18 protein-coding genes and 3 pseudogenes are annotated in these 26,620 nt (G+C 37.0%); 19 read left to right on the plus strand and 2 right to left on the minus strand.

What is annotated here, in order from left to right:
- Positions 1–465 precede the first annotated feature (465 nt).
- The 14 genes and pseudogenes from EKM65_RS03220 to EKM65_RS03285 all read left to right on the plus strand — a co-directional run bounded on the left by EKM65_RS03220 (position 466) and on the right by EKM65_RS03285 (position 16,973).
- The gene (locus EKM65_RS03220) at positions 466–2,733 is read left to right on the plus strand and encodes an LTA synthase family protein (RefSeq protein WP_164506795.1); all 2,268 of its coding nucleotides are present in this window, start codon (positions 466–468) and stop codon (positions 2,731–2,733) included.
- Positions 2,734–2,990: 257 nt separating this feature from the next.
- Positions 2,991–5,264, plus strand: coding sequence for a GH25 family lysozyme (locus EKM65_RS03225; RefSeq protein WP_164506796.1), 2,274 nt, complete (start codon positions 2,991–2,993; stop codon positions 5,262–5,264).
- Between the two features lie 220 nt (positions 5,265–5,484).
- A pseudogene (locus tag EKM65_RS11430) lies at positions 5,485–5,788 on the plus strand (sugar phosphate nucleotidyltransferase); the annotation flags it as partial.
- A 1-nt stretch (position 5,789) separates the two neighbouring features.
- Positions 5,790–6,230 (plus strand): annotated as a pseudogene (locus tag EKM65_RS03235) (dTDP-4-dehydrorhamnose 3,5-epimerase family protein); the annotation flags it as partial.
- Between the two features lie 24 nt (positions 6,231–6,254).
- Positions 6,255–7,283: a dTDP-glucose 4,6-dehydratase gene (gene rfbB / locus EKM65_RS03240; protein WP_125605451.1), complete on the plus strand. Its 1,029-nt coding sequence runs from the start codon at positions 6,255–6,257 to the stop codon at positions 7,281–7,283.
- Positions 7,284–7,353: 70 nt separating this feature from the next.
- Positions 7,354–7,506 (plus strand): annotated as a pseudogene (locus EKM65_RS03245) (sugar nucleotide-binding protein); the annotation flags it as partial.
- Between the two features lie 484 nt (positions 7,507–7,990).
- Positions 7,991–8,656: a hypothetical protein gene (locus EKM65_RS03250; protein WP_125605455.1), complete on the plus strand. Its 666-nt coding sequence runs from the start codon at positions 7,991–7,993 to the stop codon at positions 8,654–8,656.
- A 77-nt stretch (positions 8,657–8,733) separates the two neighbouring features.
- Positions 8,734–9,519, plus strand: coding sequence for a hypothetical protein (locus EKM65_RS03255; RefSeq protein WP_125605457.1), 786 nt, complete (start codon positions 8,734–8,736; stop codon positions 9,517–9,519).
- A gap of 219 nt (positions 9,520–9,738) precedes the next feature.
- On the plus strand, positions 9,739–12,654 hold the full coding sequence (locus EKM65_RS03260; protein WP_164506797.1) for an alkaline phosphatase family protein: 2,916 nt from the start codon (positions 9,739–9,741) through the stop codon (positions 12,652–12,654).
- Between the two features lie 103 nt (positions 12,655–12,757).
- Positions 12,758–13,018: a transposase gene (locus tag EKM65_RS03265; protein WP_164506798.1), complete on the plus strand. Its 261-nt coding sequence runs from the start codon at positions 12,758–12,760 to the stop codon at positions 13,016–13,018.
- An 11-nt stretch (positions 13,019–13,029) separates the two neighbouring features.
- Positions 13,030–13,890 carry an IS3 family transposase gene (locus tag EKM65_RS03270; RefSeq protein ID WP_263853605.1) on the plus strand — a complete coding sequence of 287 codons (861 nt, stop codon included), beginning with the start codon at positions 13,030–13,032 and terminating at the stop codon, positions 13,888–13,890.
- A 192-nt stretch (positions 13,891–14,082) separates the two neighbouring features.
- Complete coding sequence (locus EKM65_RS03275; protein ID WP_318531108.1) at positions 14,083–14,559, plus strand: GtrA family protein; 477 nt, start codon at positions 14,083–14,085, stop codon at positions 14,557–14,559.
- Position 14,560: 1 nt separating this feature from the next.
- Positions 14,561–16,018, plus strand: coding sequence for a DUF6056 family protein (locus tag EKM65_RS03280; RefSeq protein WP_125605465.1), 1,458 nt, complete (start codon positions 14,561–14,563; stop codon positions 16,016–16,018).
- Between the two features lie 13 nt (positions 16,019–16,031).
- On the plus strand, positions 16,032–16,973 hold the full coding sequence (locus EKM65_RS03285; protein WP_125605467.1) for a glycosyltransferase family 2 protein: 942 nt from the start codon (positions 16,032–16,034) through the stop codon (positions 16,971–16,973).
- A 287-nt stretch (positions 16,974–17,260) separates the two neighbouring features.
- On the opposite strand, the gene EKM65_RS03290 is transcribed toward EKM65_RS03285, so the two are convergent.
- On the minus strand, positions 17,261–18,196 hold the full coding sequence (locus tag EKM65_RS03290) for an NAD-dependent epimerase/dehydratase family protein (protein ID WP_125605469.1): 936 nt from the start codon (positions 18,194–18,196) through the stop codon (positions 17,261–17,263).
- A 351-nt stretch (positions 18,197–18,547) separates the two neighbouring features.
- On the opposite strand from EKM65_RS03290, the gene EKM65_RS03295 reads away from it, so the two are divergent.
- Complete coding sequence (locus tag EKM65_RS03295; RefSeq protein ID WP_125605471.1) at positions 18,548–19,597, plus strand: acyltransferase family protein; 1,050 nt, start codon at positions 18,548–18,550, stop codon at positions 19,595–19,597.
- Between the two features lie 149 nt (positions 19,598–19,746).
- Positions 19,747–20,679, plus strand: coding sequence for a glycosyltransferase family 2 protein (locus EKM65_RS03300; RefSeq protein WP_125605610.1), 933 nt, complete (start codon positions 19,747–19,749; stop codon positions 20,677–20,679).
- Positions 20,680–20,743: 64 nt separating this feature from the next.
- Here the strand turns inward: EKM65_RS03300 and EKM65_RS03305 are convergent, their stop codons facing one another.
- Entirely contained in the window at positions 20,744–22,006 is a 1,263-nt protein-coding gene (locus EKM65_RS03305) for an MBL fold metallo-hydrolase (RefSeq protein WP_125605472.1), read from the minus strand.
- A gap of 234 nt (positions 22,007–22,240) precedes the next feature.
- Here EKM65_RS03305 and EKM65_RS03310 point away from each other — a divergent pair, with 234 nt between their 5' ends.
- The 3 genes from EKM65_RS03310 to EKM65_RS03320 all read left to right on the plus strand — a co-directional run bounded on the left by EKM65_RS03310 (position 22,241) and on the right by EKM65_RS03320 (position 26,094).
- Complete coding sequence (locus tag EKM65_RS03310; RefSeq protein WP_125605474.1) at positions 22,241–22,828, plus strand: hypothetical protein; 588 nt, start codon at positions 22,241–22,243, stop codon at positions 22,826–22,828.
- 222 nt (positions 22,829–23,050) lie between these two features.
- Positions 23,051–24,310 carry a methionine gamma-lyase family protein gene (locus tag EKM65_RS03315; RefSeq protein WP_125605476.1) on the plus strand — a complete coding sequence of 420 codons (1,260 nt, stop codon included), beginning with the start codon at positions 23,051–23,053 and terminating at the stop codon, positions 24,308–24,310.
- 263 nt (positions 24,311–24,573) lie between these two features.
- Positions 24,574–26,094: a YfcC family protein gene (locus tag EKM65_RS03320; protein WP_125605478.1), complete on the plus strand. Its 1,521-nt coding sequence runs from the start codon at positions 24,574–24,576 to the stop codon at positions 26,092–26,094.
- Positions 26,095–26,620 lie beyond the last annotated feature (526 nt).

Raw genomic sequence — 26,620 nt, forward strand, 5'->3', positions numbered from 1 at the left:
TCTTCAATTGAAACTCACTGAAACCTTTCCGCCAGCTGTCTTCGCCTGCGCTGGCTAACTTGCACTTGCAATTTGCGTTTCCTTTTTTACGCCGTATTTAGTTTAATACTAAATATCAGCATTGTCGTTGGACCGGCAACAAAGGCGAAACTGATTAATTTATTTGGTTGCTTCTATCAAGTGACCAATCCATTGTTTGCAATCTTTTGGACTTTATTGTTGGCACCGGTACTATTACATTTTTTGAGTACCAAAGCTAAGACACATTTAAAATTAGGTTTGTCAGTTACTGGTGCAGTATTTGCAGTAGTCCAATTAATATTAGCTTTTGGACCTGTGCAATATCTTGATTTTTTGAACCTTATCGCACTTTTATTGATGCTTACTCTCAGTCATTATCTTGCAATCTATAAAATTAAATTAACCAGATATCAAATTATTTTGTCAATTTGCTATGAGTTGCTAATGCTAGTTACGCTGTTTGTTGCCTACCATCTAGCACCAGCCTCATGGACAAAATTGTTTACGACCGTTACGCCGACAGTAATTTGGTTAATCGTAGCAATTAGTTTGTTAATAGTGTTATTGACCGGCGTTTCAATGAATTCAATCCTTGTGCACTCAAAAGTCAGTCTATTATTTACGACGGCACTGGCTGCTTTTGTTTTTGGAAATCAAGCAGGTGGTGTTAGTCATGATTGGTGGGGCCAAGGGGTTAAGTATTCTGATATCTTAACTGGTAGTAAAGGTTATTTTATTGGTCATTTAATTTGGAAGTTGGCATCGGTCACTGTTTTAATCATGGTCGTAGAAGCCGTTCGTTATTTAGCAGCTCGAGATTGGCCCAAGTTACAGTGGCATAGTCGTTGGGTACAAATTGCTGTGTCTGTTTTGCTTGTACCGGCGTCGTTTTTTATTCTCCAAGCGTCTAACTTTCAATTTCAATTATGGTCAATCGCAGCCTATCAGGATACAACATCTGTTCTCTTGGTGTTAGCGCTAAACATTATTCTGTTGGCAGTTTTTTATTGGACATTATTAGCATTGATTAATCGTTATTGGATTGGTAATGGGATTTACGGCATTTTTATTATTGTGCTCGCTTTTGCTAATGATCAAAAAATGTTGAATCGTTTTGAACCCATTTTACCGATGGACTTGCAAAATATTGTCATTCTGCCCGAGTTAGTTAAAATGGTAGGTACGCATCTTGTTATGATTCTAGTTGCTGCCTTAGTAATTGTTATGGTGGGCCTATTTTGGATTCAGTATAGGTCTAAATTAGGTAAATTATTCAGATGGCAGCCACGTCTAAGTATTTTAATTGCTGGTATTGCAATGTTTACGTTTTGGATCTTCTTTTTACCATCATTAAATCCAAAATGGGAAGCAGGTAAATCGGCCGACATTTCTAGTAATAAATTTATGGCGAAGATCAACTATGCGCCTGATTATATTATTGATTTTCAAAAGCATTTTCGAAAAAATGGTGAAGTTTTAGGATTCCTAAGTTTGGTTCGCGTGACAACTATGGATAAACCTGCTAATTATTCAGAAGCAAGAATGACACAATTGGCCAAGAAATATCGGGAACTTGCACAACAAATTAATAAAAAGCGTTCGGATACACTGTCCAAGCAAACAGTGATTTATGTTCTGAGCGAAAGTTTGGCAAACCCTGATCGTATTCCTGGCGTCAAGCTAAAGACGGATCCAATACCATATATTGATTCACTCAAGAAGCAGGATGGCGGATTGCTGTATTCATTGGGCTATGGTGGCGGTACCGCTAATGTTGAATTCGAAACGTTGACTAGTTTATCGATGAATAACTTTTCATACTCAATGACGATTCCTTATGTTTTCTTGGTTCCTAAGTTAAATTTCACTCCGACGGTCATTCAATCATATTCGACCAAAAATGCGATTCATCCTTATACCGCACGGACATATTCAAGAAGTGAAGCCTTCAAAAAATTTGGCTTCCAGGATTTTTATACTCGTTGGTATGGGACAAAGGCGGTTAAATATGATGGCGCACTCGGGCACAGTGAATTTACAAGTGATGCGTCATCATTTAAAGATGTTTTGGAACTGTTACAAGAGAAACAGCAGTCGCAGTTCATTCAACTTTCAACAATGCAGAATCATATGCCTTATAATCAAGGAACTTATGATCAAACCTATACTGGCTTGACTAGTAATTTAACCAAGGATTCTGAAGATAAACTAAAAGTTTACACGCAAGGCCTGAAATATACGGATGAAGCAGTTAAGGAATTCATTGGTAAAATTTCTAAAATTAAGCGCCACGTGACGGTTGTTTTCTTTGGTGATCATTTACCAGGATTTTATGAATGGCAAAATGGAAATACAACTAAGATTGCCAAATATGAAAATATACTTCATCAGAGTGATTACTTTATTTACTCAAACTTCAAAACCAAGAAGGTTGCCCGTCCGGTTGCGTCAGCGAATATGTTTACACCCATGATGCTTAAAAAAACCGATTCTAAAGTATCACCTTACTATGCAATGCTGACCAAAATTGCTCAAACGACACCTGCTAATGAATTAGGAAAATATATGAATAATTCAGGAGAGTTTATTTCTAGTAAGAAGTTAACTGAAGCACAGAAAGAAATCTTAAGGGACTATCAGTTAATTCAATATGATGTGACGACTGGCAAGAAATACCTAAATAAGACGAATTTCTATAAAATGCCGAAATAGTTTTAACTTAAAATTCGATCCAATTTTGTTGGATCGAATTTTTGTTGAATTCAAATAATGAGATGTGACGAATTATCAACGTCAGCGCAATCTTTTATTAGTCGAAATAAACTCATCGTGGCGTTAGATAGAAAGATGTTAAGTTTATTAGTGTTTATCGTTTAGTGAACGAAACACTAATATTATGTGGATTTAATTTCATTGTAATATGTTGATGATACAATGAAACTTAGTATGAAAATATGGGGGAAGAATTAATGGCGCTTTTTAAACGAATATCTTTAGTATCAACAGTTCTATTGTCACTGTTGCTTGTTGGTTATCAGAATGTGAATGCAGTAGATGGAGCTACCACATCTAGTCCTGATGACTCGGCGGCGAGTTCTATATTGACAAGCAATGACGCAAGTATTCAGTCCTCAGCCAGTTCTGTTAATAATGCAACCACCGAAAATTCGTCTAAAAATTCTAGCGTGGAAAGTACTTCTAGTTCTGATACGTCTATATCTGCGCCGAGTACGAGTTCAGAACAAGCTACTTCAGAATCCTCAAAAGCTAATGAGGATGATGAAGTAAGCGAGGAGAACTATTTTCGCTCTGGAACGCGATCTAACTTAAAATTGATGCCATCTCTACGAATGTCGTTGCCGGATGTTTATCCAACGGATAAGAATCGACCAGATATGGATTTTATTGATATTTCATCTAATAATGGTTCTATTTCTGTTGCGACGTTCAAAAAGTTGAAATCTTACGGTATTTCAGGCGTGGTAGTTAAGCTGACCGAGAGCACAAGTTATATTAATCCACTTGCAAAATCTCAAGTTAATAACGCAAAAGCTGCTGGATTAAAAGTGTCCGCGTATCATTACAGTTGGTTCAAAACAAATGCTAAAGCAATTCAAGAGGCAGATTATTTTGCTAAGGCTGCTGCAAATACTGGCCTTGATAAAAGTACTGTGATGGTCAATGACTTAGAAGACCCCTCGATTATTGGTCATGCTGATCACACCAGTACTTCATTAGCATTTGAAAATGAACTGAAGCGATTGGGATATAAAAATGTTCGGCATTATGTAAGTAAATCTTTAGTACAATATGATCAAATAGACTCAGCAAAAATCGGAAACAAGAATTTTTGGATTGCTCAGTACTTATATATGCCAGATGCAACTAGCGCAACTGCAATTGCGAATAAGGTGTATGGTGCTTGGCAATGGTCACCACAATTCTTAATTCCGGGTGTCAGTGGCTATTACGATATTTCAGCTGATTACACTGGTACGTTTACAACGACTAGTTCAAGCAATTCAGGTAGTTCAAGCAATTCAGGCAGCTCGAGTAATTCGAGTGCTCAAGGGCCGTGGTTATCCAAGAGTGGCTATGCAACAATCACTAAAAAGGTGAATACATTTAGTGGTTTTAGTTGGGGAACCAAACTGTCGGCTACTCAGGCTTATCAAAGAACATATAAGATAAATGGTATGTATCATCATGGCAATGGGAAGACTTACTATTCGTTATATAATAATCAAGGCGTGTGGCAAGGCTATATTGATTCGTCATCAGTTGCTTTGTCTAATAATCCCCAAGGTGTATGGTTATCCAAGGGGGGTTATGTCACAGTATCAAAGAAAAGTTATAATACGTGGAGTAGTTTTAGTTGGAAGACTAAGTTAACGTCGAGCAACAATTATCAACGGACTTATAAAGTAAACGGCATGTATCATCACGTTAATGGTTCAACGTATTATTCGCTTTATAATGATAAAGGAGTATGGCAAGGTTATATCAATTCTGAAGCAGTATCGTCATCTTCAAATGCTCAGGGAATTTGGTTATCCAAAGGTAGTTATGTCACAGTATCAAAGAAGCATTATAATACGTGGAGTAGTTTTGGTTGGAAGACCAAGTTAACATCAAGCAACAACTACCAACGAACTTATAAAGTAAACGGCATGTATCATCACGTTAACGGTTCAACATATTATTCTCTTTATAATAATAAAGGAGTATGGCAAGGTTATATCAATTCTGAAGCAGTATCGTCATCTTCAAATGCTCAAGGAATTTGGTTATCAAAAGGTGGTTATGTCACAGTATCAAAGAAAAATTATAATACGTGGAGTAGTTTTAGTTGGAAGACCAAGTTAACATCAAGCAACAACTACCAACGGACTTACAAAGTAAACGGCATGTATCGTCACGTTAATGGTTCGACATATTATTCCCTTTATAATGGTAAAGGAGTATGGCAAGGCTATATCAATTCTGAAGCAGTGTCGTCATCTTCAAATGCTCAAGGGATTTGGCTATCAAAAGGTGGTTATGTCACGGTATCAAAAAAGAATTATAATACGTGGAGTAGTTTTAGTTGGAAGACTAAGTTAACATCAAGCAATAATTATCAACGGACTTATAAAGTAAACGGCATGTATCATCATGTTAATGGTTCAACGTATTATTCCCTTTATAATGATAAAGGAGTATGGCAAGGTTATATCAATTCTGAAGCTACTACTACGAACTAAGAGATACATGGTGATGAGAGAAATAGTATAGATTGGTACCCTTGGGGCAACGAATGATCTGAAACGTAGATTGTTCGTTGTCAATTTGTATCGAATGATTAAATATAAATCGCTTTAATCCTGATATTCTTAAATTCTGTGACAAAGTCAGTCCAATTCAGGGGTGCTTTTTATGAAAGGTATTATTTTGGCAGGTGGTTCGGGTACACGTTGATGTCCAATCACCCGAGTAATTTCATAGCAGTTGGTTCCAATTTACGATGAACCAATGATTTATTATCCTATGTCCACGTTAATGTTGGCGGGTATTCAAGATGTTTAGATCATTTCTACTGTATGAATATTTTTATAAGGTTTAAGAATAACCTAATGGCATGACCGATGCTTTTATTTTGGATGCCGATTTCATTGATGCTGATTCAGTTTACTTAATTTTAGGCGATAATATCTTTTATGGTAGTGGTCTTTCTAAGTTATTGAAAGCTTCTGCTGCTAAAGAAACAGGTGCTACCGTTTTCGGTTATCATTCAAGACAATCAATCTTTATCAGCTCAAGTAGGTGTTTTACGTGGTTTACATTTCCAACGTGGTCAGGCTGCTCAGACGAAATTGATTCGTGTTGTCACTGGTGCGGTGCTTGATTTAATCGTGGATGTTCGTAAGGGATCACCTACATACAAGCAATGGGAGGGCTATATTATTTCAGCTAGCAACCATCGCCAATTGTTAGTACCTAAAGGTTTTGCTCATGGTTTCGTCACGCTGACTGATAATGTTAATTTCTTATACAAGTGTGATAACTACTATGATGCCGCCGCTGATGGTGGTTTCTCATTCAAGACCCCTGAATTAGGGATAGAATGGCCAATCGACTTTGATCAGGCGATTACTTCTGAGAAGGATGCTAATCAACCCACCTTTACTGAGTTTGAAAAAGATAATCCCTTTGTTTATGGTGAAATTTAACTTAATGAAAGAGGCGTGTCGTTCATGAAAAATATTATTGTCACTGGTGGAGCCGGTTTTATCGGTTCTAACTTCGTTCATTATGTCATTAAGTTTCATCCTGAAGTTCATATCACGGTGCTGGATAAGTTAACCTATGCAGGAAATAGGGCTAATTTAGCTGGCCTGCCTGAAGAGCGGGTGGAATTAGTTGTTGGTGATATCTGTGATGCTGATTTAGTTGATAAGCTAGTCAGTCAAGCCGATGCTGTCGTTCATTATGCTGCTGAAAGTCATAATGACAATTCGATTCTTGATCCAGCACCATTCATCCAGACCAATATTGTCGGTACTTATACCTTGTTACAAGCTTGTCGCAAATATGATGTGCGCTATCATCATATCTCTACTGATGAAGTTTATGGTGACTTACCATTACGTGAAGATTTACCGGGTCATGGTGAAGGTGTGGGTGAGAAGTTTACCCCAGATTCTCCTTATAAACCTAGCAGTCCTTATTCATCGTCTAAGGCCAGCTCGGATATGTTAGTGCGTGCTTGGGTGCGGACGTTTGGTTTACGCGCGACAATTTCTAACTGCTCGAATAATTATGGCCCTTACCAACATATTGAGAAGTTTATTCCCCGACAAATCACGAATATTTTGTCTGGTATTCGTCCTAAACTTTATGGTAGTGGTAAGAATGTTCGCGACTGGATTCATACTAACGATCATTCGCGGGCTGTTTGGTTGATCTTGACTGAGGGCAAAATTGGCGAAACTTATTTAATCGGTGCCGATGGTGAACAGGATAATATCACCGTTTTGGAAATGATTCTTGAAGCAATGGGGCAACCACGTGATGCTTATGATCAAGTTAAGGATCGTCCGGGCCATGATTTGCGTTACGCGATTGATTCAACCAAGTTACGTGAAGAATTAGGTTGGCAACCCGAATTCACTGATTTTGGTGCAGGGTTACAGCACACTATTGATTGGTACACAAAGCATCAAGACTGGTGGCGAGACGAAAAGGCTGCTGTTGAAGCTAAGTACGCTCAGAACGGTCAATAAAACCAAAAGAAGCTGACATCAAGTCGTTTAGGCAGTCAGCTTTTTCTTGTATAAAAGGGGATTTATTATTTTGGAAATTTTAATTACAGGTGCTAATGGTCAGTTAGGGACTGAGTTACGTCATTTATTGGATGAACAAGGGTTGAGCTATACTGGCACAGACGCGAAAGAATTAGATATTACGAATGGACAAGCAGTCGATCACTATTTCACCACGCATCAATGAGTCGCTTTGGATTGGTAAATTGTCTAATTTGATGGAAATATTACAAATTTTAAGCAGCAGATTATTCAGACCCAACTGATTAATTCGTTGGTTTTCGAAGTTTCGACACTTTAGTTGTACTAACGTTTTCTTAAGTCGTCCTTGTCAAACAAATTAATATAATGCACGAGTGATAAAAGGTGATGCAACAATTGTCGCTAGGAGAATTAATATGAAGACTAAGCGATATAATTTTCTTTTGTTGGTGTTATCTTTTTTGCTGTCATTTCAATGATGGATGGCACTGCCGATGAATTGGCAGAATATAATGGGGCAAATCACACGTTACTAATCTTACATAGTGTTGGTATGTTGATAACTTTTTTGTTGGACCGAGTTTTTTGTAGAAGGATACGCAAAAAAACTTAATTTTTAGTTTTGTTTATGGTAATCCAACGATATAATGTTAACTAGGTTCAAATAATGAATGGGGTATTTAAAAATGAAAAAGGCTGCAAAGATACGAGATTGGGTTATATCGATAGGTATCTTATTGATGAGTTACTTAATCGTTATTTTTAGCTTTCGGACAAGCCCGTTATCCAACATTTTGAGTGCACACGATTCGACAATGTTTATGTATTTTGGGAAAGCAATGAATAGCGACAAGACTCCTTACCTTGATATGTTTGATCACAAGGGTATCTTTTTATTTTGGATTCAGCAGGTTGCCTCGTCTATTGGTGGTTCGAATTATTCATTGGGTGTCTGGATAATTGAATGTTTATTTTTTGCTATTTTTATGTTTTTTGTTTTTAAAATTTGCCTTTTATTGACTAAAGACATTGTCGTAAGCAGTGTTTCCTTCTTGCTACTTTTGGGGACGATAATTAGCTCTTTTAACGGCGGCAATCTGTCTGAAGAATACGCAATTGTGTTCATTTCAATTGCTTTTTACCTATTCACAAAAATAATTATTGAAAATAAACAAACTAATTTCTCTTTATTTCTGATCGGTGCTACCGGAGGAATTACCTTTTTCATTAGATCTAATATGATTGCACTTTGGCTTGTCTATTGTTTGGCCTTATTGGTTATTGGACTAGTGGAAAAAGCTATCGCACGTTATTACGGCAAATCATGTTTGTCTTTCTTGGCGGTTTCCTGATATGTTTAATTGTCATTTTATATGGGCTAATCAGTGGTAATTTATCGGCAATGATTTATCAAACTTGGACGTTAAACATGGTATATGCCAATGGTGCGACGAGTTTAGAAAAATGGCAAACCGTTCAATCGTTCTTTAGTTTTATGTCACAGAGTGGTATTCTTGTTTTTTTTGTTTTATTCGTAAGTTATTTATTAAGCAGTAGAAAAGTATTTACACATCGAGAGAATTATTATTACGTTTGTTTAGCTTTGTATTTAATCATTAACTTCATTACAGTAGTAGTTTCGGGACGTTACTATCCGCATTACTTCACGACGATGTTACCGCCATTATTAGTTATCACTTCAGTGGGTATCAAATTTTTACTACAACTTATTCAGACAAGAGCAAAACAGCTCATTGTTATATTGTCGCTATTAGTTATTCCTTACAACTTCACTTTTGCGATTGTTAAACAGGATGTTTGGAATGTTCTAACAAGTAAACCAAATCAATATCAAGAATCCTATGTCATACAGCAATCAAAATATATAAAACGTCATACGAATAAGAAGGACATTATCTATGTCCATTGTCTAAATGCTGATATTTATTTAATGTCTGATCGATTTGCTAATTCTAAATTTTTTGTGTTACCATCACTGGATTATCGTGAATTTCCGCAATTAAAGAAAGGGTTCACAGCTGATTTGACCAATACACCACCAAAATATATTGTCTTACGCAAACAAACCTATCTCCAGGTCAATCCAACAAACTTTAGAATGGATAAAGTACTCTTAGATTTTGCTAAAAAGCATTATACGATTGTTCCAGAATTCAAAGATTCTGATATTATAATGCTAAGGTATTCGAAATAACGAATTTTAAAATGCTGATCGTAACTTAAAGCATCGAATTGTTAAAAGTGGTTTTGATCATACAGCGTATTAATATGCTATTCCTCATTCTGCAGGCGTATAATTAAGCGCTATTGCCGAAATATTACTGTTAGTTGAACAAGTACTTGCTAGACTAATCAGCATCAAGCATAAGCATGATAAAAGGTTATGCAACAATTGTTGCTAGGAGAATTAAATATGAAGACTAAGCGGTATAATTTTCTTTTGTTGGTGTTATCTTTTTTTGCTGTTACTTCAATGATGGCACTGCCGATGAATTGGCAGAATATTATAGGGCACACAGCACGTCTAAGTTTTATTCAGACGTTCGCCTGGATTGAGCCAATTGTGTTAAGTTTTATGGCACTGTTGATTGGTCGATATCAGAATATTTTTATAACTGAATACAAATCACTAAGTTACTATTTAAAAATATTGGGGATTTTTTTCAGTCTGAGCTTGTTTTACTTAGCTTTAAATGTCACGGTCGTTACAAGTTTATTCACTATGTCAAAATTGACGACAATTATCAGTTATCTTTATCAACCTAGTAATCCGATTTTTTCATTGTTTTGGTTACTAATGCTTTCACCAGCTTATTTACAGCTCATTAAGCACCTTAAAGATAGTGTCAAGGTGACTGCCTCACTAATTTTACTCAGTGTTGGTACGTTGATAACTTTGCTTGTTTTATTCACTCATGATCACTTGAGCCTTATTAATTATGCGTGGTTTTTTTGGTTGATGCTTATTATGACCTTTGGCAGTATTATGAACTCGTCTTTGTTAACTACGTGTCGAAATGTGAGTCAGCGTGGTTTGCAAATTGTATTTTTGGTTAGTATCGTTGGTGTTTTTGTCGGCCTGTTTTTGGGAAGATATTTTTCGTTAAAACATAATTTACCGATTAGCAATTTTTTTAGTATACATCCTTTTGGATTATTAAACCTGGTCCTATTGATCTTGTTTAGCCTTGTTGTGCCGAAAAGCGAAACCAGCTTGACTGCCTTCCAATTAGTTAATAAATTTATCCTGCCATTTATTGCGATATTCGTTTTTGGCAATATGTGGTACGGCGTCAGCAATGATTGGTGGGTACGAGTTGCTAAGCTTCAACGGGTGCTGACGTTGCCTGTTAATAGTGCCGTACTTTGGCTTGTTTTTAGAATATTACTAACTTTTATTTTTTTGACCGTTGTGACTTATATCTGGCAAAAGGGTTTTGAAAATATTGGTGCTCATCATTGGAATAGTAGTTGGATTAATACGATTTTGGTTGCAATTATTGTACCTTGTTCTTTTTTTGTTTTGCAATTATCAACAATATCCTTTCGCTTCGGAGTTTTACAACGAATGGATCGTTTTTGGATTTATTTGGTTAATATTCTGATTCTACTAACATTATATTTTGTTATTTTGGCCGTAGTAAACCGATATTATATTGCACTTGGAATATATATATTATTGATGGGTGTTATTTCATTTGCTAATTACCAAAAGGTGATTCTAAGAAATGAACCTATTGTGCCATTAGACGTCAAAAATGTTGTTATTTTACCTGAGTTAATCAAAATGGCAGACATAACTTTACCACAAATTGTGATTGGTCTTGTCGCCTTAATATTAGTCATTGCATTGTTGATTGTGTTTCAACATCTTTTGGGAGCTAAGAAAGCATTACACATACCGACACGCGTTATTTTGCTGACGGTCGCTGCTTTAAATTTAGGTTTCTGGATCAATTTCTTACCTAAGCTTGCTGTTACATGGTCAACAGATAACGCAACACATGTTGCCTCCACGAATCCAATTATGATGAAACTTCACTATATTAATATTAATTTAATTCAACCACAGGCTCATTACAATAATAACGGGTCTGCATTGGGCTTTTTGAGTATGGTAAAAGTTGAGATTATGGATGAACCCAGTGGTTATTCCGAAAACGCAATGAAGAAAATAGCCACAAAGTATCAAAAAAATGCCGTCAAGATCAATAGACAACGTTCTGAAAAGATTGGCGATCAAACGGTTATCTATGTATTAAGTGAGAGTCTTGCGAATCCAGCAAGAGTTCCTGGTGTCACCTTGGGAAAAGATCCAATACCATATATTACACAATTGCAGAATAAATCAGGTGGTTTACTTGATTCACTTGGATATGGGGGTGGCACTGCCAATATTGAATTTGAAACTTTGACGAGCTTATCAATGAATAATTTTTCGTCATCATTGTCAATTCCGTATTTATCTTTGGTACCAAAGGTAGATTTTCTACCAACCATTATGCAAGATTTCAAACAAAAAAATGCTATTCATCCGTATACTGGTCTAACCTACCAAAGAAACGATGCCTTTAAGAAGTTTGGTTTTCAAAACTTTTATACGTTAACGAACGGGACGAAAACTGTTAAATATCAGAGTAAACTTGGTAAGAGCCCGTATGTTGATGATCAATCATCATTTAATGAGGTTCTATCTTTGCTAAAGCAACACAAACAGGGGCAGTTTATCCAACTATCAACGATGCAAAACCATACGCCGTTTCTATCAAGTTATTACAGTAAAAGCTGGCCAATTAAAAGTAATTTAACAGCTTCAGCTGAGGCAAGTTTGAAGGCCTATACTGTTGGTATTAATTATACGGATAATGAAGTGCAAAACTTTATTAAAAAAATTGATCAGATGAAACGTCATGTAACAGTTGTCTTTTATGGTGATCATTTACCGGGAATTTATAATTGGCGAGAAAACAATTCTGCTAAGTTACAGAGGTACGATAATATTTTACATCAGAGTGACTACTTTATTTATTCTAACTTCAAGACGAAAAAGGTCAGTAAGGCAGTGGCATCACCCAATATGTTGACGCCACTGATGCTTGAAAAAACCAATTCAAAGGTTTCCCCATACTATGCCTTATTAACACAATTAGCCACGCAAACTCCTGCAATCGAGCGTGATAAGTATATGGGCGATGACGGTAAATATTTAAGTGCAAGTAAGTTAACGAAAACTCAGAAGCAAATTTTAAATGACTATGAATTGGTTCAGTATGATGTTTCAGCTGGACATAATTATTTAAAGAATGATTCTTTTTATGAAACAAAGTGAATGAGGCATTAATTCATTGAGGTAACTCGCTGCTATTTGGTGTTAGTCTAATTTCATGGACACGGATTCTCTGTTAAAATATTCATTAAGAGGAGAATCTGCCATGAATCAGAAATATACGAATGACTTTAAAGAAACAATCCTTAGCCTACTCGGTTCTGGAGTGTCCGCTTCTAAACTTGCCAAAGATTATGACGTGAGTGTTCAGACTATTTACAAGTGGTCAAAGCAGAACCAGAATGATCCCGCTAAGCAGTATAGTCCCGAAGAAATCCATGCTTTAAAACAACGAGCTTTACAGGCAGAAAAGGAGGTTGAGATCTTAAAAAAAGCATTAGCCATCTTCGGGCGCAACAACAAGTAACAGAAGCTGATTTGATTCACTTCATTCAGGATGAGGGATTTGAAGTGAAGATGGCAACAAAATTATTTAATATTTCTCGCTCCACTTTTTACGATGTGATCCATCGTGAACCCAGTAATAGAGCGATCGAGAGTCAGCGGATCAGCGAGGCAATCGAGATGATCTATCATCAATCTGACGGTATCTATGGCGCACCTAAAATTCAATTTCTACTTGGTCGAGACTATCAGTTGAATATCGGCTTGAAACGCGTGCAGCACCTCATGAAGCAGTTAGGACTACATTCAATCGTCACTAAGAAATATCGGCCGCAAACGAATCACCAGCCTGTTGAAGACCGCTTCAATATCCTTCAACAAGATTTCTTTGCGAACGGTCCTAATCAAAAATGGGTGGCAGATATTACCTATATTCCAACGGTTAACGATGGTTGGACATACTTGGCGAGCGTAATGGATCTCTTTAGTCGCAAGATCATTGGCTATGCCTATTCGCAAAAAATGGATACCGATCTGGTCATAACCGCATTAGGAAACGCAGCTTTAAATCGCAGACCAGTTGACCAGGGTGTGATCATTCATACTGATTTAGGCGCCCAATATACGAGCACAGACTTTGAATTGAGTATCCATCAAATGGGAATGTATCATTCCTACAGCCGTAAAGGAACACCGTATGATAATGCAGGAATTGAGAGTTTCCATTCGATCATCAAGAAGGAAGAAGTCTATGTAACGACATATCAGAACTTTGAGCAAGCGAGAGTACGTTTGTTTCAATACATTGAAGGCTGGTATAACCGCAAAAGGATTCACAGTTCACTGCACTATTTAACACCGGTTGAGTTTGAAAATAAGTTCTCAATGAGCTAATTCAAAATATAATCTGTGTCCAAGATATTGACTCAACTCCAATTTTTAATATTGATTTATAATTTAAATTTTCTGATCTTATGATAAACTTGTACCATGTGTGTGCGATAATTAAATTATAAACAATTTTAATTTAATCTTGGCAGTTATTGTTATTGTAGCAGACACAACATTAAGAGAATTTGGAGAAACTTGAATAAAGTAATGAAATTAATTCAGAAAATAAAGCAGATATTGAGTCAGCCTAGAATTCTAGAGATCGTGCTGTATCTATTTTTTGGTGTGCTGACAACGATTGTAAATTTTGTTGTTTACTTCGTTGTGAGAGATATGTTTGGGGCGAACATCATTGTTTCAAATACCTTAGCATGGGTCTTATCGGTGTTGTTCGCATTTGTTACAAATAAAATTTGGGTGTTTCGATCCAAAACTACCAAGTTAACAGATTTAATTAAAGAAGCTGCGTCTTTTGTTTTTTATCGATTGGTTTCGTTTGGAATGGATATGGGAACAATGCTGTTGTTAGTTGAAGTGTTTGGAATAAATGAATTTCTGTCAAAGATTGCAACGCAATTTATCGTAGTTGTTGCAAACTATGTCTTTAGCAAATTATTTATTTTCAATAGAAGCAAGAATAATTCCCATCAAATTCAGGATCGAGGTAGATAGCTTGCTCAAGAAATTGATTAATAAAAGTAATATTATTTTATTATGTGTGCTCTTCAGCTTATTTTATATGGTGCCGTATAATCATGATGAATGGGCATGGGGAACTCAGGAAGGTATTGCTAATTTAAAGAATTTCTTTCAAGGCTATAATGGGAGATACTTCGGTGATCTTATCAGTTTAGCAATTACACGAAGCGTTTTGTTTAAAGCGGCATTTATGGCCATTTCTACATTCAGCCTATATTTACTAATGAGACTGCAGATTTCCTATGGCAAACATCATAGCGCAAGGTTAAAAGTTGAAGGGCAACTTACTCTTTTGTTAATGCTATTAGTTCCGACAATGTTATTTCAACAAATTTACGGATGGCCAGCAGCGTTTGTTAATTTCGTTCCACCAGTAATATTTCTAATAGGATATCTTTATATCATTAGACGAAGTATTTTAAGTGAAGATGCACCTAAACATGCTCTTTTGCTAACGATGATTTGTACAATTGGAACACAGTTTTTTAGTGAAAATATTTCTATTTATATGCTTTTATTGACAATTTCTGTTGCCATAATTGATGTGTTTAAAAATAAGAAGATTAGTAAAGTTTCAATTTATAGTGTTGTTTTTAGTCTTTTAGGGACAATTATTATGTTCATTAATCCGGCTTATACTAATGCTGCCAATGGAAGTGATGGCTATAAGAAAATTGAATTTACATTTTCATTTCTATGGACTAAATTGGGAACTCAAATCATTCCCAATATGGTTTTGAATTATAAAGTACTGTTACTTATTTTTGGGATTGTGCTAGTCATGTTGGCTTATTTCAACGGCAATAATAATTCCAGTAATTTATTGAATAGCATTATGTTATTCGTATTGATTGGCTATACTATTTATGGCGTTTTCTTTTACCCGAATCTACAATTTCCAGCTCGATTCTCCGCAACAATTATTAATTTAAGTTCTTTTTGCTATTTCATTGCTTTAGTTCATATTGTAAATTCAATAAGTACCGCTTCTTCAAGATTGTTGTATCTGATTCTTACAATTTCTGTCCCAGTTTCGGCCGGACCATTGTTAATGGCCGATCCAATCGGTCCACGTTCTTTTTATCTGACTTATATCATCTGGTTGCTATTGATTATTTTATTAGTTGATAATTTAATGGACTACTTCAACATTTCGGAGCATGCCTACTATGCTCTTTACCATCTCTTCTCAAGTGCAATTGTTGTGGTGTTCCTTTGTTATTATTTAATTTTTGGATATATCTATCATGTGAATCAGCAGCGTACTCAATTAATCGATCAAGCAATCAAAGATGAGAAGAGTTCACTTGTTTTGCCATATCTTCCGAATGATAAATATATTTGGAAAACAAGCACGGAACCAAACAATTGGCTAGTTAGATTTAAGAAATTTTATGGTATTCCCAAGCACATTGATGTTACTTTCAAATAGATAGGGGTTCAATATGAAAACTATTCTGATTTCAATTCCTGCATTTAATGAGGCCGAAAATATTAAACCACTCTATCACACATTGAAAGATGCTTTAATTAATCTTTCCTCAAATTACGAATTTGAATATTTATTTATCAATGATGGTAGTACAGATAAAACGGTTCAAGAAGTCTCATATTTGATGGATCATTATGACGATGTTACGCTGTTAAATCTGTCAAGGAATTATGGTAAAGAAATAGCAATGGCCGCGGGTTTTGATTATTCGACTCATGATGCGGTAATTACGATTGACGCTGATTTACAACATCCACCTAACTTAATTCCGAAAATGATCTCTTTGTGGGAGACAGGATATGATGATATTTATGCCAAGCGTAAAGAGCGCAAGGGAGAATCATTCTTAAAAAAAGCGACCTCCAAGCTATTTTATAAAGTTCTAGAAAGAATTTCTGCCACAAAGGTAACGCCTGACGCTGGTGATTATCGATTGCTGGATCGAAAAGTTGTTGCCGCGTTGATGTCGATGCGTGAATCCGAGAGGTATACAAAGGGACTTTATAATTGGGTGGGATTTAAGAAAGTTGCAATTGAGTTTGATGCTGAGCCACGGTTGCATGGAAAATCAAAATGGAGCTTTAATGCATTGCTAAAATTAGCGGTTGAAGGCATTACTTCATACACGACTGCACCATTAAAATTATCCATGTATTTCGGATTTTTTGTTTCATTTTCGGCATTTGTTTATATGATTTATGTTTTAATCAAAACACTAATTTATGGATCGGATACTTCTGGATTTCCAACAATTATCATCATCGTTCTGTTTTTGGGAGGGTGCCAATTAATTTCCATTGGCATTATCGGAGAATATCTCAGCAGTGTCTTTATTGAATCAAAACGGCGACCGCTTTATTTTAAAGAGGATATTAAAACTTCCAAGAAAAAATAAAGTAGGCAGGGTTCATGTACGATGATCATGATTCAGTTAATGAAATACTAATGTCGTATGTATCTAATTTTATGGCAATATATTGAAAGATAATGATTAAAATATCAGAGAAATTATGGTGTTTTTAGGAAAGTATTTTTAGTATCGGCAACTGTATTGTCACCATCATCTGAAAATAATAACTTATTAAGAAGGTTCGATTAATATAGGCAAGTAGTAAAGGGATAGATGAGTATTTCTCATCTATCCCTTTACTACTTGCCTTTGTTGATTTGAGAACTAAATTATTACTTGATTAGTGAATCCCAATAAACTGCTAAACCACTTTGAATATCATATTGTGGTTGATATCCTAGGCCCGCAAGCTTAGTAATATTAGCTGCGGAATCTTTGATGTCACCATCGCGTGCTTCCCGATAGTCAACGTCTAACTTTTTGCCGGCAATATTTTCATAAGCAGCAATAACATCTTTCAAGCTAGTTGTTTTACCGGTGGCCACGTTATAAACATCATGCATTGCCTTAGGCGTCCGCATCAATAACAGTAAAGCTTGAATCACATCGCCGACAAAGACGAAATCGCGGGTTTGCGAGCCATCACCAAATAGCGTAAAAGTTTTGTCTTGACTAATAGCATCGCTAATAATTGAAAGTACACCAGAATATGGTGATTCCGGATTTTGTTTAGGTCCGTAAACGTTGAAGAAACGAACACAGACGGTATTCAGTCCATACAATTGACCATAGTCAATGACAAACCGTTCTGTGGCAAATTTGTCGATGGCGTAAGGGGTTAGAGGTTTGATCCGAGAGATCTCTTGCTTCGGCAACTCTGGATCATCACCGTAAACGGCGGCAGAAGAGGCAAACAGGATTTTTTTGACAGGTAAATGATTAGTGCGAATGGTGTCTAAAATGAATAAATTAGCGTTCTGGTTGATTTCATGAGTTTCCAATGGGCGAGCCACGGAATCTGCGACACTGGCGACAGCGGCCAGTAAATAGATATAATCAGGCTTGGTTGAGAGAAGTAATTTTTTCATGAATTCATAGTTGGTAATACTTTCTTTGTAGAAGGTGATTTTGTCAGATTCGGGAAGATTTTGTTTAAGGCCCATTGATAAATCATCGACAACGATAACTTCGTCCATCGTTTTGATTAATTCTTCGATTAAGTTAGAGCCAATGAATCCGGCGCCACCAGTTACTAATGCTTTTGTCATAGTGTTCACACTTTCAAAATGAATTTAATTTAATATAGGGGATGTTTTCGAATCATCTAAGTAGCAATATAATCGTTGCCGCATAAAGAAAAGTTCTGAGAAACATCGTTTTGACCAATGCTTCTATTCGTGCATATCGGGATACAAGGCTAAAAACATACATTTTTGATTTTGAAGACACATCCTAATATGATTTAATTATATAGTTGTGATAGCACGTAATCAAGATAATCGGTATTTAGAAATTATTAATGGGTCAATGATGCGCGTAACTTAAATTGTGATAGCATAGTGTATTATATGTAGTTTGTAATAATCAGTTAGATAAATCAATACATCGATGGTGAAATTATGGTACGTGAAAATAAGATTAATTATGATATGATTGACCTCCTAAAATTTATTGCGGCAATATGTGTTGTTGCTATTCATTCTCTGCCGCATGATATTCTAGGCAATGATTTACGAGTCTTTACTCGCTTCTCTGTTCCATTTTTCTTTATTGTCTCAAGTTATTTTCTATTTAAAAAGATAACATTTAAAAATGCTGTGAATGATAGAAAAAGGATACATCAATATTGTCTCAGAGTTCTTAAACTTTACTTCTATTGGTTACTCATCTATACACCCTATTGGCTTAGATCAATCAAAGATATTGTCCAGAGTGACTATACAAAAGTTAATGGTCTTTGGTTTATCATCAAGATGAGTTTGGGGTATGTTCCAACGATTGGCGTAACGTGGTACCTAATGGCAAGTATTATTTCGGTGTTAATTACTTATTATATTAGGCGTTTCTTGGGAAGAAACACATTAATTATCGTGATGATATTGAGTTTTCTGATTGGTATTCTAACGTCAACATATGGGAAATGGTATTTTGAGATTCAGTCCTTGAAATCAATTCCGATAGCAGGCTCAATATCCTTTTCTTTTCTTTCCACGATTTGTTATGTCATTCTTGGATATTTTCTTTCGAAAAGCGGAAGCCTTGTATCAGATGAAGTTAAAAGCAAGCACTTCTTAATGTATTTTGTAGTGTTTTCGATTATCGGTTTTTTTGAAGTCTATTTTGCTCAATCACTGGGTGTATTCAAAGACGGCCAAAATTTTATATTACTGCCGTTGATCACTATCTCTCTGTTTTTATTTGGTATCAACTCTCAGCAACGTATCTCAATGGCACCGTTGCTACGTAAGAGCAGTACAATTATTTATCTGGCACAGAACCCAGTTAAGTTTGTTATATTTGCAATTGCTCGCAGGCTGAAAGTAGCAACATTTACGTATGATAACTTCTTTGTCTTTTTTGTTCAATTGGTTGTGTTGATGCTTATTTGTTTGGTTATTGTCAATCTTAGTCAGCAAAAAGGATTCCATTGGTTAGCAAATTTCTATTGATTTCATGGTTCCGGTGAAGAAAATATCGTGCTATATTGAATATTAATGGCTGGTTATTTATTAATTATTCAGCTGTGAATTGAAATAGTTATTGTATACTATATCTGTGAAACAAATCAGAGACTTTTAGGTGAGATTATATGAATGACGTGTTATCGATTGTTGTGCCTTGTTTTAACGAGCAGGAATCAATTCCATTGTTTTTCGAAGCAGTGGAGAGAGTTCGCTTGCAACTGCCCTTAACATTTGAATATATTTTTGTTGACGATGGTTCCCATGATCAGACGTTGGCTGAACTACGGGCGCTTGCGAGTGCACATGCAGATGTTCATTATCTATCTTTCTCGCGGAATTTTGGCAAGGAGGCTGCACTTTATGCCGGTTTGAGTCATGCTCATGGTGATTACGTCACTGTGATGGATGTTGACCTGCAGGACCCACCGGAACTTTTAGTTAAGATGTATCAAAAAATCCAAGCTCCTGAGATTGATTGTGTTGGAACACGGCGGGTCACGAGAACTGGTGAACCAAAAATCAGGACCTTTTTTGCTAAGTTATTTTACAAAATTATCAATCGTATTGGGCAAACCGAAATGGTCGACGGTGCTCGCGATTTTCGATTAATGACGCGTCCAATGTTAGATGCAATTTTAGAATTAAAAGAAGTGAATCGTTTTTCCAAGGGGTTGTTTACTTGGGTTGGTTTTAACATGGTTTATTTGGAATATGAAAATCGTGAACGTGTTGCCGGAACAACGAGTTGGAGTTTTTGGAAATTGTTTGCTTATTCAATTGACGGAATTGTTAACTTTTCCGACGCGCCACTGAACATTGCATCTTTTGTTGGCGCATTTTCCTGTGTGGCTTCGGCGATCGCGATGCTGATTATTATTTTTCGAACAATTTTTTACGGGGACCCTACCAGTGGCTGGCCTTCACTGGTTTGCATCTTTTTATTTATTGGTGGTATTCAGTTATTGTGTTTAGGAATCATCGGCAAATATATTGGCAAGATTTTTACAGAAACGAAGAAGCGTCCGATTTATGTTGTTCGGGAAACGGATCAGTCTAAAAACAAGTAATCTAAAAGAGTTTTCGCCTTGGCTAGTTAGAAAACTGCCAAGTTGAAAACTCTTTTTTGGTACTTTATTTGAATTCGTAATATAAATCGCGTTCGGGTAACCAGGCTTCAGTATTAGTGGTAATTAATTTATCAGCTAGTAATTCTGGTTTAAAGCTATGCCAAGGTACGGTATAGCGCGCGTTGATTTGCTTCGCCAGGTCAAAAATGGCTTGTTTAGACGCGTGACCACTAGCACCCATGGGAACAAAGTCAATTTGTTGGGTCTGTAATTGCGCCTGTAATTGCGCAAAGTTAGGATCGTAATCACCTAAGGGCTCGCCGTTGGCATGTAAATAAACGCCATGGTTAAATTGGTTCAGTCGTTGATGTTCGGACCAAGAATTGTGCAACGCAAAACGCCGTGGTTCTTTTAACAATACAGTTACTAAATCCTGCCAGTGCCATTGTTGAGCTGTCATGGGAAGATCATCAGCAACAATTTCATAAATTATGGCGTCGGGGGCAAAGGCGCGAATAATTCGGGCAACATTAGCTTCCCAAACAATTGGTCGCTTAGCGTCAAGTGCGGCCTGATTAAAATTAATTAGACGCTCAACGTTGCGATCATAAGGATTGATGATTAAGAGATCATCAGTTGTAGCTAATCGTTTACGTAATAGCGGGACCAAATCTTGTTCTTGATAGATTGGTTCCACTTGACTACTGGCAATAACTTGTGGTTGCTCCGTTGTAAAACTATAGGTGGTGGCTTCAGTGAGATAAACGAGTAACTTGTTTTGAACACGCTGGGACCAGCGAGTGACGCGATCTTGATGGGGACCGTTAATACGAACATCGCCGGAGTGAAGGTATTGATGTTGACCATCATCAATCAGCAAGGCCATTGGTCCAATCGTATCGTGATCGCTGAGCATTGCTGTAACTTTAAGTGAACCGACAGTAATCGTCTCTTCATCAGCAAGGCCGTGTAAATTAGTGACTGGCGTTTCGCGACCTTCAGCTATTAAAATGGCATATAATTTCTTCGCATCATTCGATAAATAAATTGGGATCTTGCGGTTTTGCAAATACTTCAAGGCACCCATATGGTCGATGTGTAAATGAGAAATAAAAATAGCCTCGTGTTTAAACTTAGTCGGTTGATTAGGCAAAAATAATTCTGGCAAGTGTGGCAGATCGTGATCGGCCATTGCTTGTTCGATCGATTTGTCAGCAAAATCAGAAGCTACGCCAAAGTCCATGATGACGCGTGAATCACCTTGGGCAATTTCCACGATATTACCGCCAATGGTCGTTAAACCGTTCAAAAATCGTAATGTTGTCATAAATAATCTCCTTTCAGAGTAGTAAGTTAGTGTAACGCAAAACGGACTGACTCACAACTTTTATTTGAGCGGAATTTTTAAATTCTAGTTAAGGTAATTGGGACAATTTGCGTGAGCCAATAAAAAAATACACAATAAAGGAAAGATGAGTTGATGAACGCTAAAGATTAATTGAAACAAGTTGGAAAGCAGCAGAACTTTACACCAGTTCCGACGATGAAAGGAGTGGTACTAATGGGGTCACGGATGATGCATTACACAATTGGTCAGGTGTTGGCGCAACGTTACGGTTTTTCGGCTCGTTTTTTATTAGGAGCGATTGCGCCTGATGTTCAGAAAAATATGGCCGTCGCTAAGGATGCGTCGCATTTTATTGATCGTGATGAACGAGGTTTTGGTGAGATCAACTTGCAGCGTTTTATTAATCAATATCAGGCACAGTGGAACGATGAATTCGTTCAAGGTTATTATTGTCATTTGATTGCAGATGAAGTTTGGTTACAAGGACCGATAAATCAGCAAGCGCGTCAGTGGTCGTTTGGTTCACCGGAGCGTGAGCAATATATTGATCAACATTATCAGGACTTTCATAGTTTTAATGCGATTTTACGCGATCAATATCAATTAACACCACCGACTTTTGCTTTTGCGAAAGATTATCCCATCCAAGAAATTGCACCTCAATTCTTGCCAGCGTTAGTTGCAGACTTGCGAGACGACTTCAATGATCGGCGGCGACCGTTGCAAGTTTTAGCCGAAGCACAAATTGAGCGTTATCTTCAACAGGCGAGTGCTGTTTATGTGCAAACATTAGCTCATTAGTCAGTTGGTTTTGCCAAAGTTGTTCGCGGATTCGGCTAAAATCCATGTGTTAAATATGTCAAGATGAGTGATCCACTGATCTAATTTTAGTTCGGACTTGTTTGGAACCGTGATAAAAATCCCGGTTCCTTATTTGTCGTTAGCTGTAAAGTTGAGTATACTGAATAATGAAGTTTCAAGTATGCGGTAATTAAAAATAATAAGCGTTTAAGGAGAATTTAAATGAGTTGGAAAGATAAGATTCAGCCTGATTTATTAGCTGCCGTTCAAAAAGCAGATCAAAAAATCGCGCCACGTTTGGCTGAAATTGACGAGCAGATTTTGGAAAATCAAGCGAAAGTATTAAAGTCATTTCAGGAACATCATGTAGCCGAAAGTGATTTGTATGGCTCAACCGGTTATGGTCATAATGATGAAGGCCGCGATAAGTTAGAGGAAATTTATGCGGATGTTCTTGGTGGTGAAGATGCTTTAGTTCGGCCTCAACTGGTTTCCGGTACTCATGCCATTGGCACTGCTTTGTTAGGGTTGGTACGTCCTGGCGATGATATTTTATATATTACGGGTGAACCTTACGATACTTTGCAAGAAGTTTTGGGCTTGGCGGGTAACGGCATTGGCAGTCCTAAAGAATATGGCATCGGCGTTGATTATGTCGATTTATTGGCTGACGGTTCAGTCGACTTCGCCGGTGTAAAAGCTAAGCTGACTGACAAAACAAAAGTCATTGCCATTCAACGTTCTTGTGGTTATGCAACTCGTGATTCTTTCACGGTCGATCAAATCAAAGTGATGGTGGATGAAGTTCGTCAAATTAAACCAGACGTTTGGATTTTTGCTGATAACGCTTATGGTGAATTCTCTGAAACAAAAGAGCCACTTGATGTGGGCGTTGATTTAATGGCCGGTTCTTTGTTTAAGAACGCTGGCGGTGGTCTTGCTAAAACTGGTGGTTATATTGTTGGTAAGAAAGATTTAGTTGAACGAGTTAGTTATCGGTTAACAGTTCCTGGCATTGGTGGCGAAGAAGGCGCAACTTATGGCCAACTAATGGATATGTATGAAGGCTTCTTTATTTCACCACAAACAACTGGTAATGCAATTAAGGGCGCAATTTTTGAAGCTGCTCTACTTGAAGAAATGGGTTTGGATGTTTCGCCTAAATGGGATGCACCACGAACTGATTTAATTCAAAAAGTTAATTTTGGTAATGAAAAAGATATGGTTCACTTTGCCCAAGCAATTCAGATGGCATCACCTGTTGACTCATTCGTGGAACCAATTCCTGAACAAATGGCTGGTTATGAAGACCAAGTTATTATGGCCGGTGGTACTTTTGTTGCTGGCTCAACAGTTGAGTTCTCTGGTGATGGCCCAATTCGGCCACCATATACGATTTACATGCAAGGTGGTTTAACGTACGCGCATGTGAAGTTAGGGATCATTCAAGCAGCACAATATACCTTCTATGATCAAAAATAGTTAGCGTATCAGTAGCTTGTCGTTAAAATGGACCTAGGATTAATTTCCTCGGTCTATTTTTGTTAACGTCATTAATGGGGCAGTTTTTAAATGACGGGTTAAGCAATTGGTGCATCAAAATATGAGGCTTGTTGTTAAATCTCATTATCATTTCGCAATGATCTTAGTTAATTCTCATTTTTACTATTTTATGAAATGGTTTTCTATGTTAATCTAATTGTGAGGTAATAGGCAATTATTATAAATTTAAAGGAGTAGAACCGATGAAAGAGAAGAAAAAGTTTCAATTTCCTACAGCGTATACGGTCATTATTATTGTTTTAATTCTCGTTCAAGCACTAACATTTTTTATACCCTCTGGTAAATATAGTACGTTAAGTTATGACTCAGGTAAAAATGAGTTTGTTATTACTGATGCTAAGGATAAAACAACAACTGAACCAGCGACTCAAGCAGTCTTGAAGAAGTATAAAATTAAAATTGATGTTAAAAAATTCAAGGATGGTACCTTGTATAAACCAGTTGCCATTCCTAATTCTTATGAGCAGATCAAGAAACCAAAGCGGGGCGTCTTTGGTACAATCAATCAATTCTTGACGGCGCAAGTGCAAGGTATTACCGATAGTGTTGATATTATGGTCTTTATTCTGATCTTAGGTGGTGTTATCGGTATTGTGAATCAAACCGGTGCTATGAACGCCGGGATGTTACGTTTATCGAAGAAGTTAAACGGTAAGCAACAATGGTTAATTGTGATTATTATGGCCTTGATTGCTTTAGGCGGGACAACTTTCGGATTAGCCGAAGAAACACTGGCCTTTTATCCAATTCTTGTGCCAATCTTCTTAATGGCGGGGTACGATGCGCTGACGGCGGTGGCGACGATTTACTTAGGAACCGCGATTGGAACGATGAGTTCAACCATCAATCCGTTCTCCACTGTTATTGCATCTAATGCAGCAGGTATTAGCTTTACTGATGGTTTACCAATTCGTTTATTGATGTGGATCTTAGCCGTTGGTTTGTCAATGTTCTACACAATTCGTTATGCGGAAAAAGTACGGAAGAATCCGGAATCATCATTGGTTTATCACGACATTGATCAAAAACAATTAGATCAATTCAAAGTTAGCACAGATAAGGCCGGTGAATTTACTCGTCGGCAAAAGATTACTTTATTAGCCTTTGCGGCCGGTTTCTTAGTCATGATTTATGGCGTGCAACAATTAGGCTGGTATTTCACTGAAATTTCGGTTGTCTTTTTAGGTGTTGTTTATGTGTTAGCCTTTATTTCTGGCTTGAAGGAAAAAGTCTTTGTTGACAGTTTCGTATCTGGTGCTGCCGATTTAATTGGTGTCGCTTTGACAGTTGGTATTGCCCGTTCAGTTGGGATTGTTATGGAAACAAGTTTTGTCAGCGATACGATTATGAATTACTTCAGTGTGTTGATCAGTGGTATGAATAATGTGCTCTTTATTGTGGCCTTGTTCTTTGTTTACTGTATCTTGGGTCTATTCATTCAATCATCATCTGGTTTAGCGGTACTATCAATGCCAATCATGGCACCATTAGCCGATGTTGTGGGAATTGATCGTTCAATCGTGATTAACGCCTATAACTGGGGCCAAGGTTTAATCGGCTTGATTGCGCCAACTGGTTTGATTTTAGTTTCTCTGTCTATGGTCGGGATTGGTTTTGATAAGTGGATTAAATTTGTTTGGAAACTATTACTGATGGTTGTTGGTTTGATCTTGATTATGTTAGTAGCTAGTGTGTTGATTTAATATTTCTCAGCTTTGTTCCTCTTGAGAGAGTCGATTGAAATGAGTAGAAACTAAAACTGTTATTTTGATCTTTTTCGCGCTTCCGCAAAGTCGCTCATGGAGCGTGGTGGACGCTGCTTGAAGCCAATCAATGATTGTCTTCAAGACAGGTCTTACTGTAAGCGGTAAACCACTAACAGTAATTTCACCGCTGATGGCAATTTTGCTCCAGCGCTGAATTGACGAGTGGTTGAATCACTTCCAATTTTTAGAAGTGCAAAGCTGCAGTTAAGTTGCATACCCTATCTCTTTCGTCAGTGCCGGAGGGAAATCGCGGTCAGCCGCGGAATTATTGTTAGTGGCTCGGCCACTTACAATAAAGTTTGTATTTGAGACAAATTGTTTTTTATTTGGCTCAAATCAAACTCGCAGCGGTCCACCAGCGCATTTCCCGGAGGCACGGAGAATTGCAACATAATAGTTTTAGGGATTACCACTTTACACCAAGGCTTACGTTTGAGTCGATTTGCTTTTTAATCATCACAAA

Source organism: Lapidilactobacillus bayanensis, assembly GCF_003946695.1.
Taxonomy (GTDB): domain Bacteria; phylum Bacillota; class Bacilli; order Lactobacillales; family Lactobacillaceae; genus Lapidilactobacillus; species Lapidilactobacillus bayanensis.

What these genes read in the sequence shown, in the direction of transcription:
- EKM65_RS03285 (WP_125605467.1), top strand. Translation starts at nt 16,032, where the DNA reads ATGAAAACTATTCTGATTTCAATTCCTGCATTTAATGAGGCCGAAAAT.
- EKM65_RS03260 (WP_164506797.1), top strand. Translation starts at nt 9,739, where the DNA reads ATGAAGACTAAGCGGTATAATTTTCTTTTGTTGGTGTTATCTTTTTTT.
- EKM65_RS03305 (WP_125605472.1), bottom strand. Translation starts at nt 22,006, where the DNA reads ATGACAACATTACGATTTTTGAACGGTTTAACGACCATTGGCGGTAAT.
- EKM65_RS03220 (WP_164506795.1), top strand. Translation starts at nt 466, where the DNA reads ATGCTAGTTACGCTGTTTGTTGCCTACCATCTAGCACCAGCCTCATGG.
- EKM65_RS03320 (WP_125605478.1), top strand. Translation starts at nt 24,574, where the DNA reads ATGAAAGAGAAGAAAAAGTTTCAATTTCCTACAGCGTATACGGTCATT.
- EKM65_RS03315 (WP_125605476.1), top strand. Translation starts at nt 23,051, where the DNA reads ATGAGTTGGAAAGATAAGATTCAGCCTGATTTATTAGCTGCCGTTCAA.
- EKM65_RS03225 (WP_164506796.1), top strand. Translation starts at nt 2,991, where the DNA reads ATGGCGCTTTTTAAACGAATATCTTTAGTATCAACAGTTCTATTGTCA.
- EKM65_RS03295 (WP_125605471.1), top strand. Translation starts at nt 18,548, where the DNA reads ATGGTACGTGAAAATAAGATTAATTATGATATGATTGACCTCCTAAAA.
- rfbB (WP_125605451.1), top strand. Translation starts at nt 6,255, where the DNA reads ATGAAAAATATTATTGTCACTGGTGGAGCCGGTTTTATCGGTTCTAAC.
- EKM65_RS03290 (WP_125605469.1), bottom strand. Translation starts at nt 18,196, where the DNA reads ATGACAAAAGCATTAGTAACTGGTGGCGCCGGATTCATTGGCTCTAAC.
- EKM65_RS03265 (WP_164506798.1), top strand. Translation starts at nt 12,758, where the DNA reads ATGAATCAGAAATATACGAATGACTTTAAAGAAACAATCCTTAGCCTA.
- EKM65_RS03250 (WP_125605455.1), top strand. Translation starts at nt 7,991, where the DNA reads ATGAAAAAGGCTGCAAAGATACGAGATTGGGTTATATCGATAGGTATC.
- EKM65_RS03255 (WP_125605457.1), top strand. Translation starts at nt 8,734, where the DNA reads ATGGTATATGCCAATGGTGCGACGAGTTTAGAAAAATGGCAAACCGTT.
- EKM65_RS03310 (WP_125605474.1), top strand. Translation starts at nt 22,241, where the DNA reads ATGGGGTCACGGATGATGCATTACACAATTGGTCAGGTGTTGGCGCAA.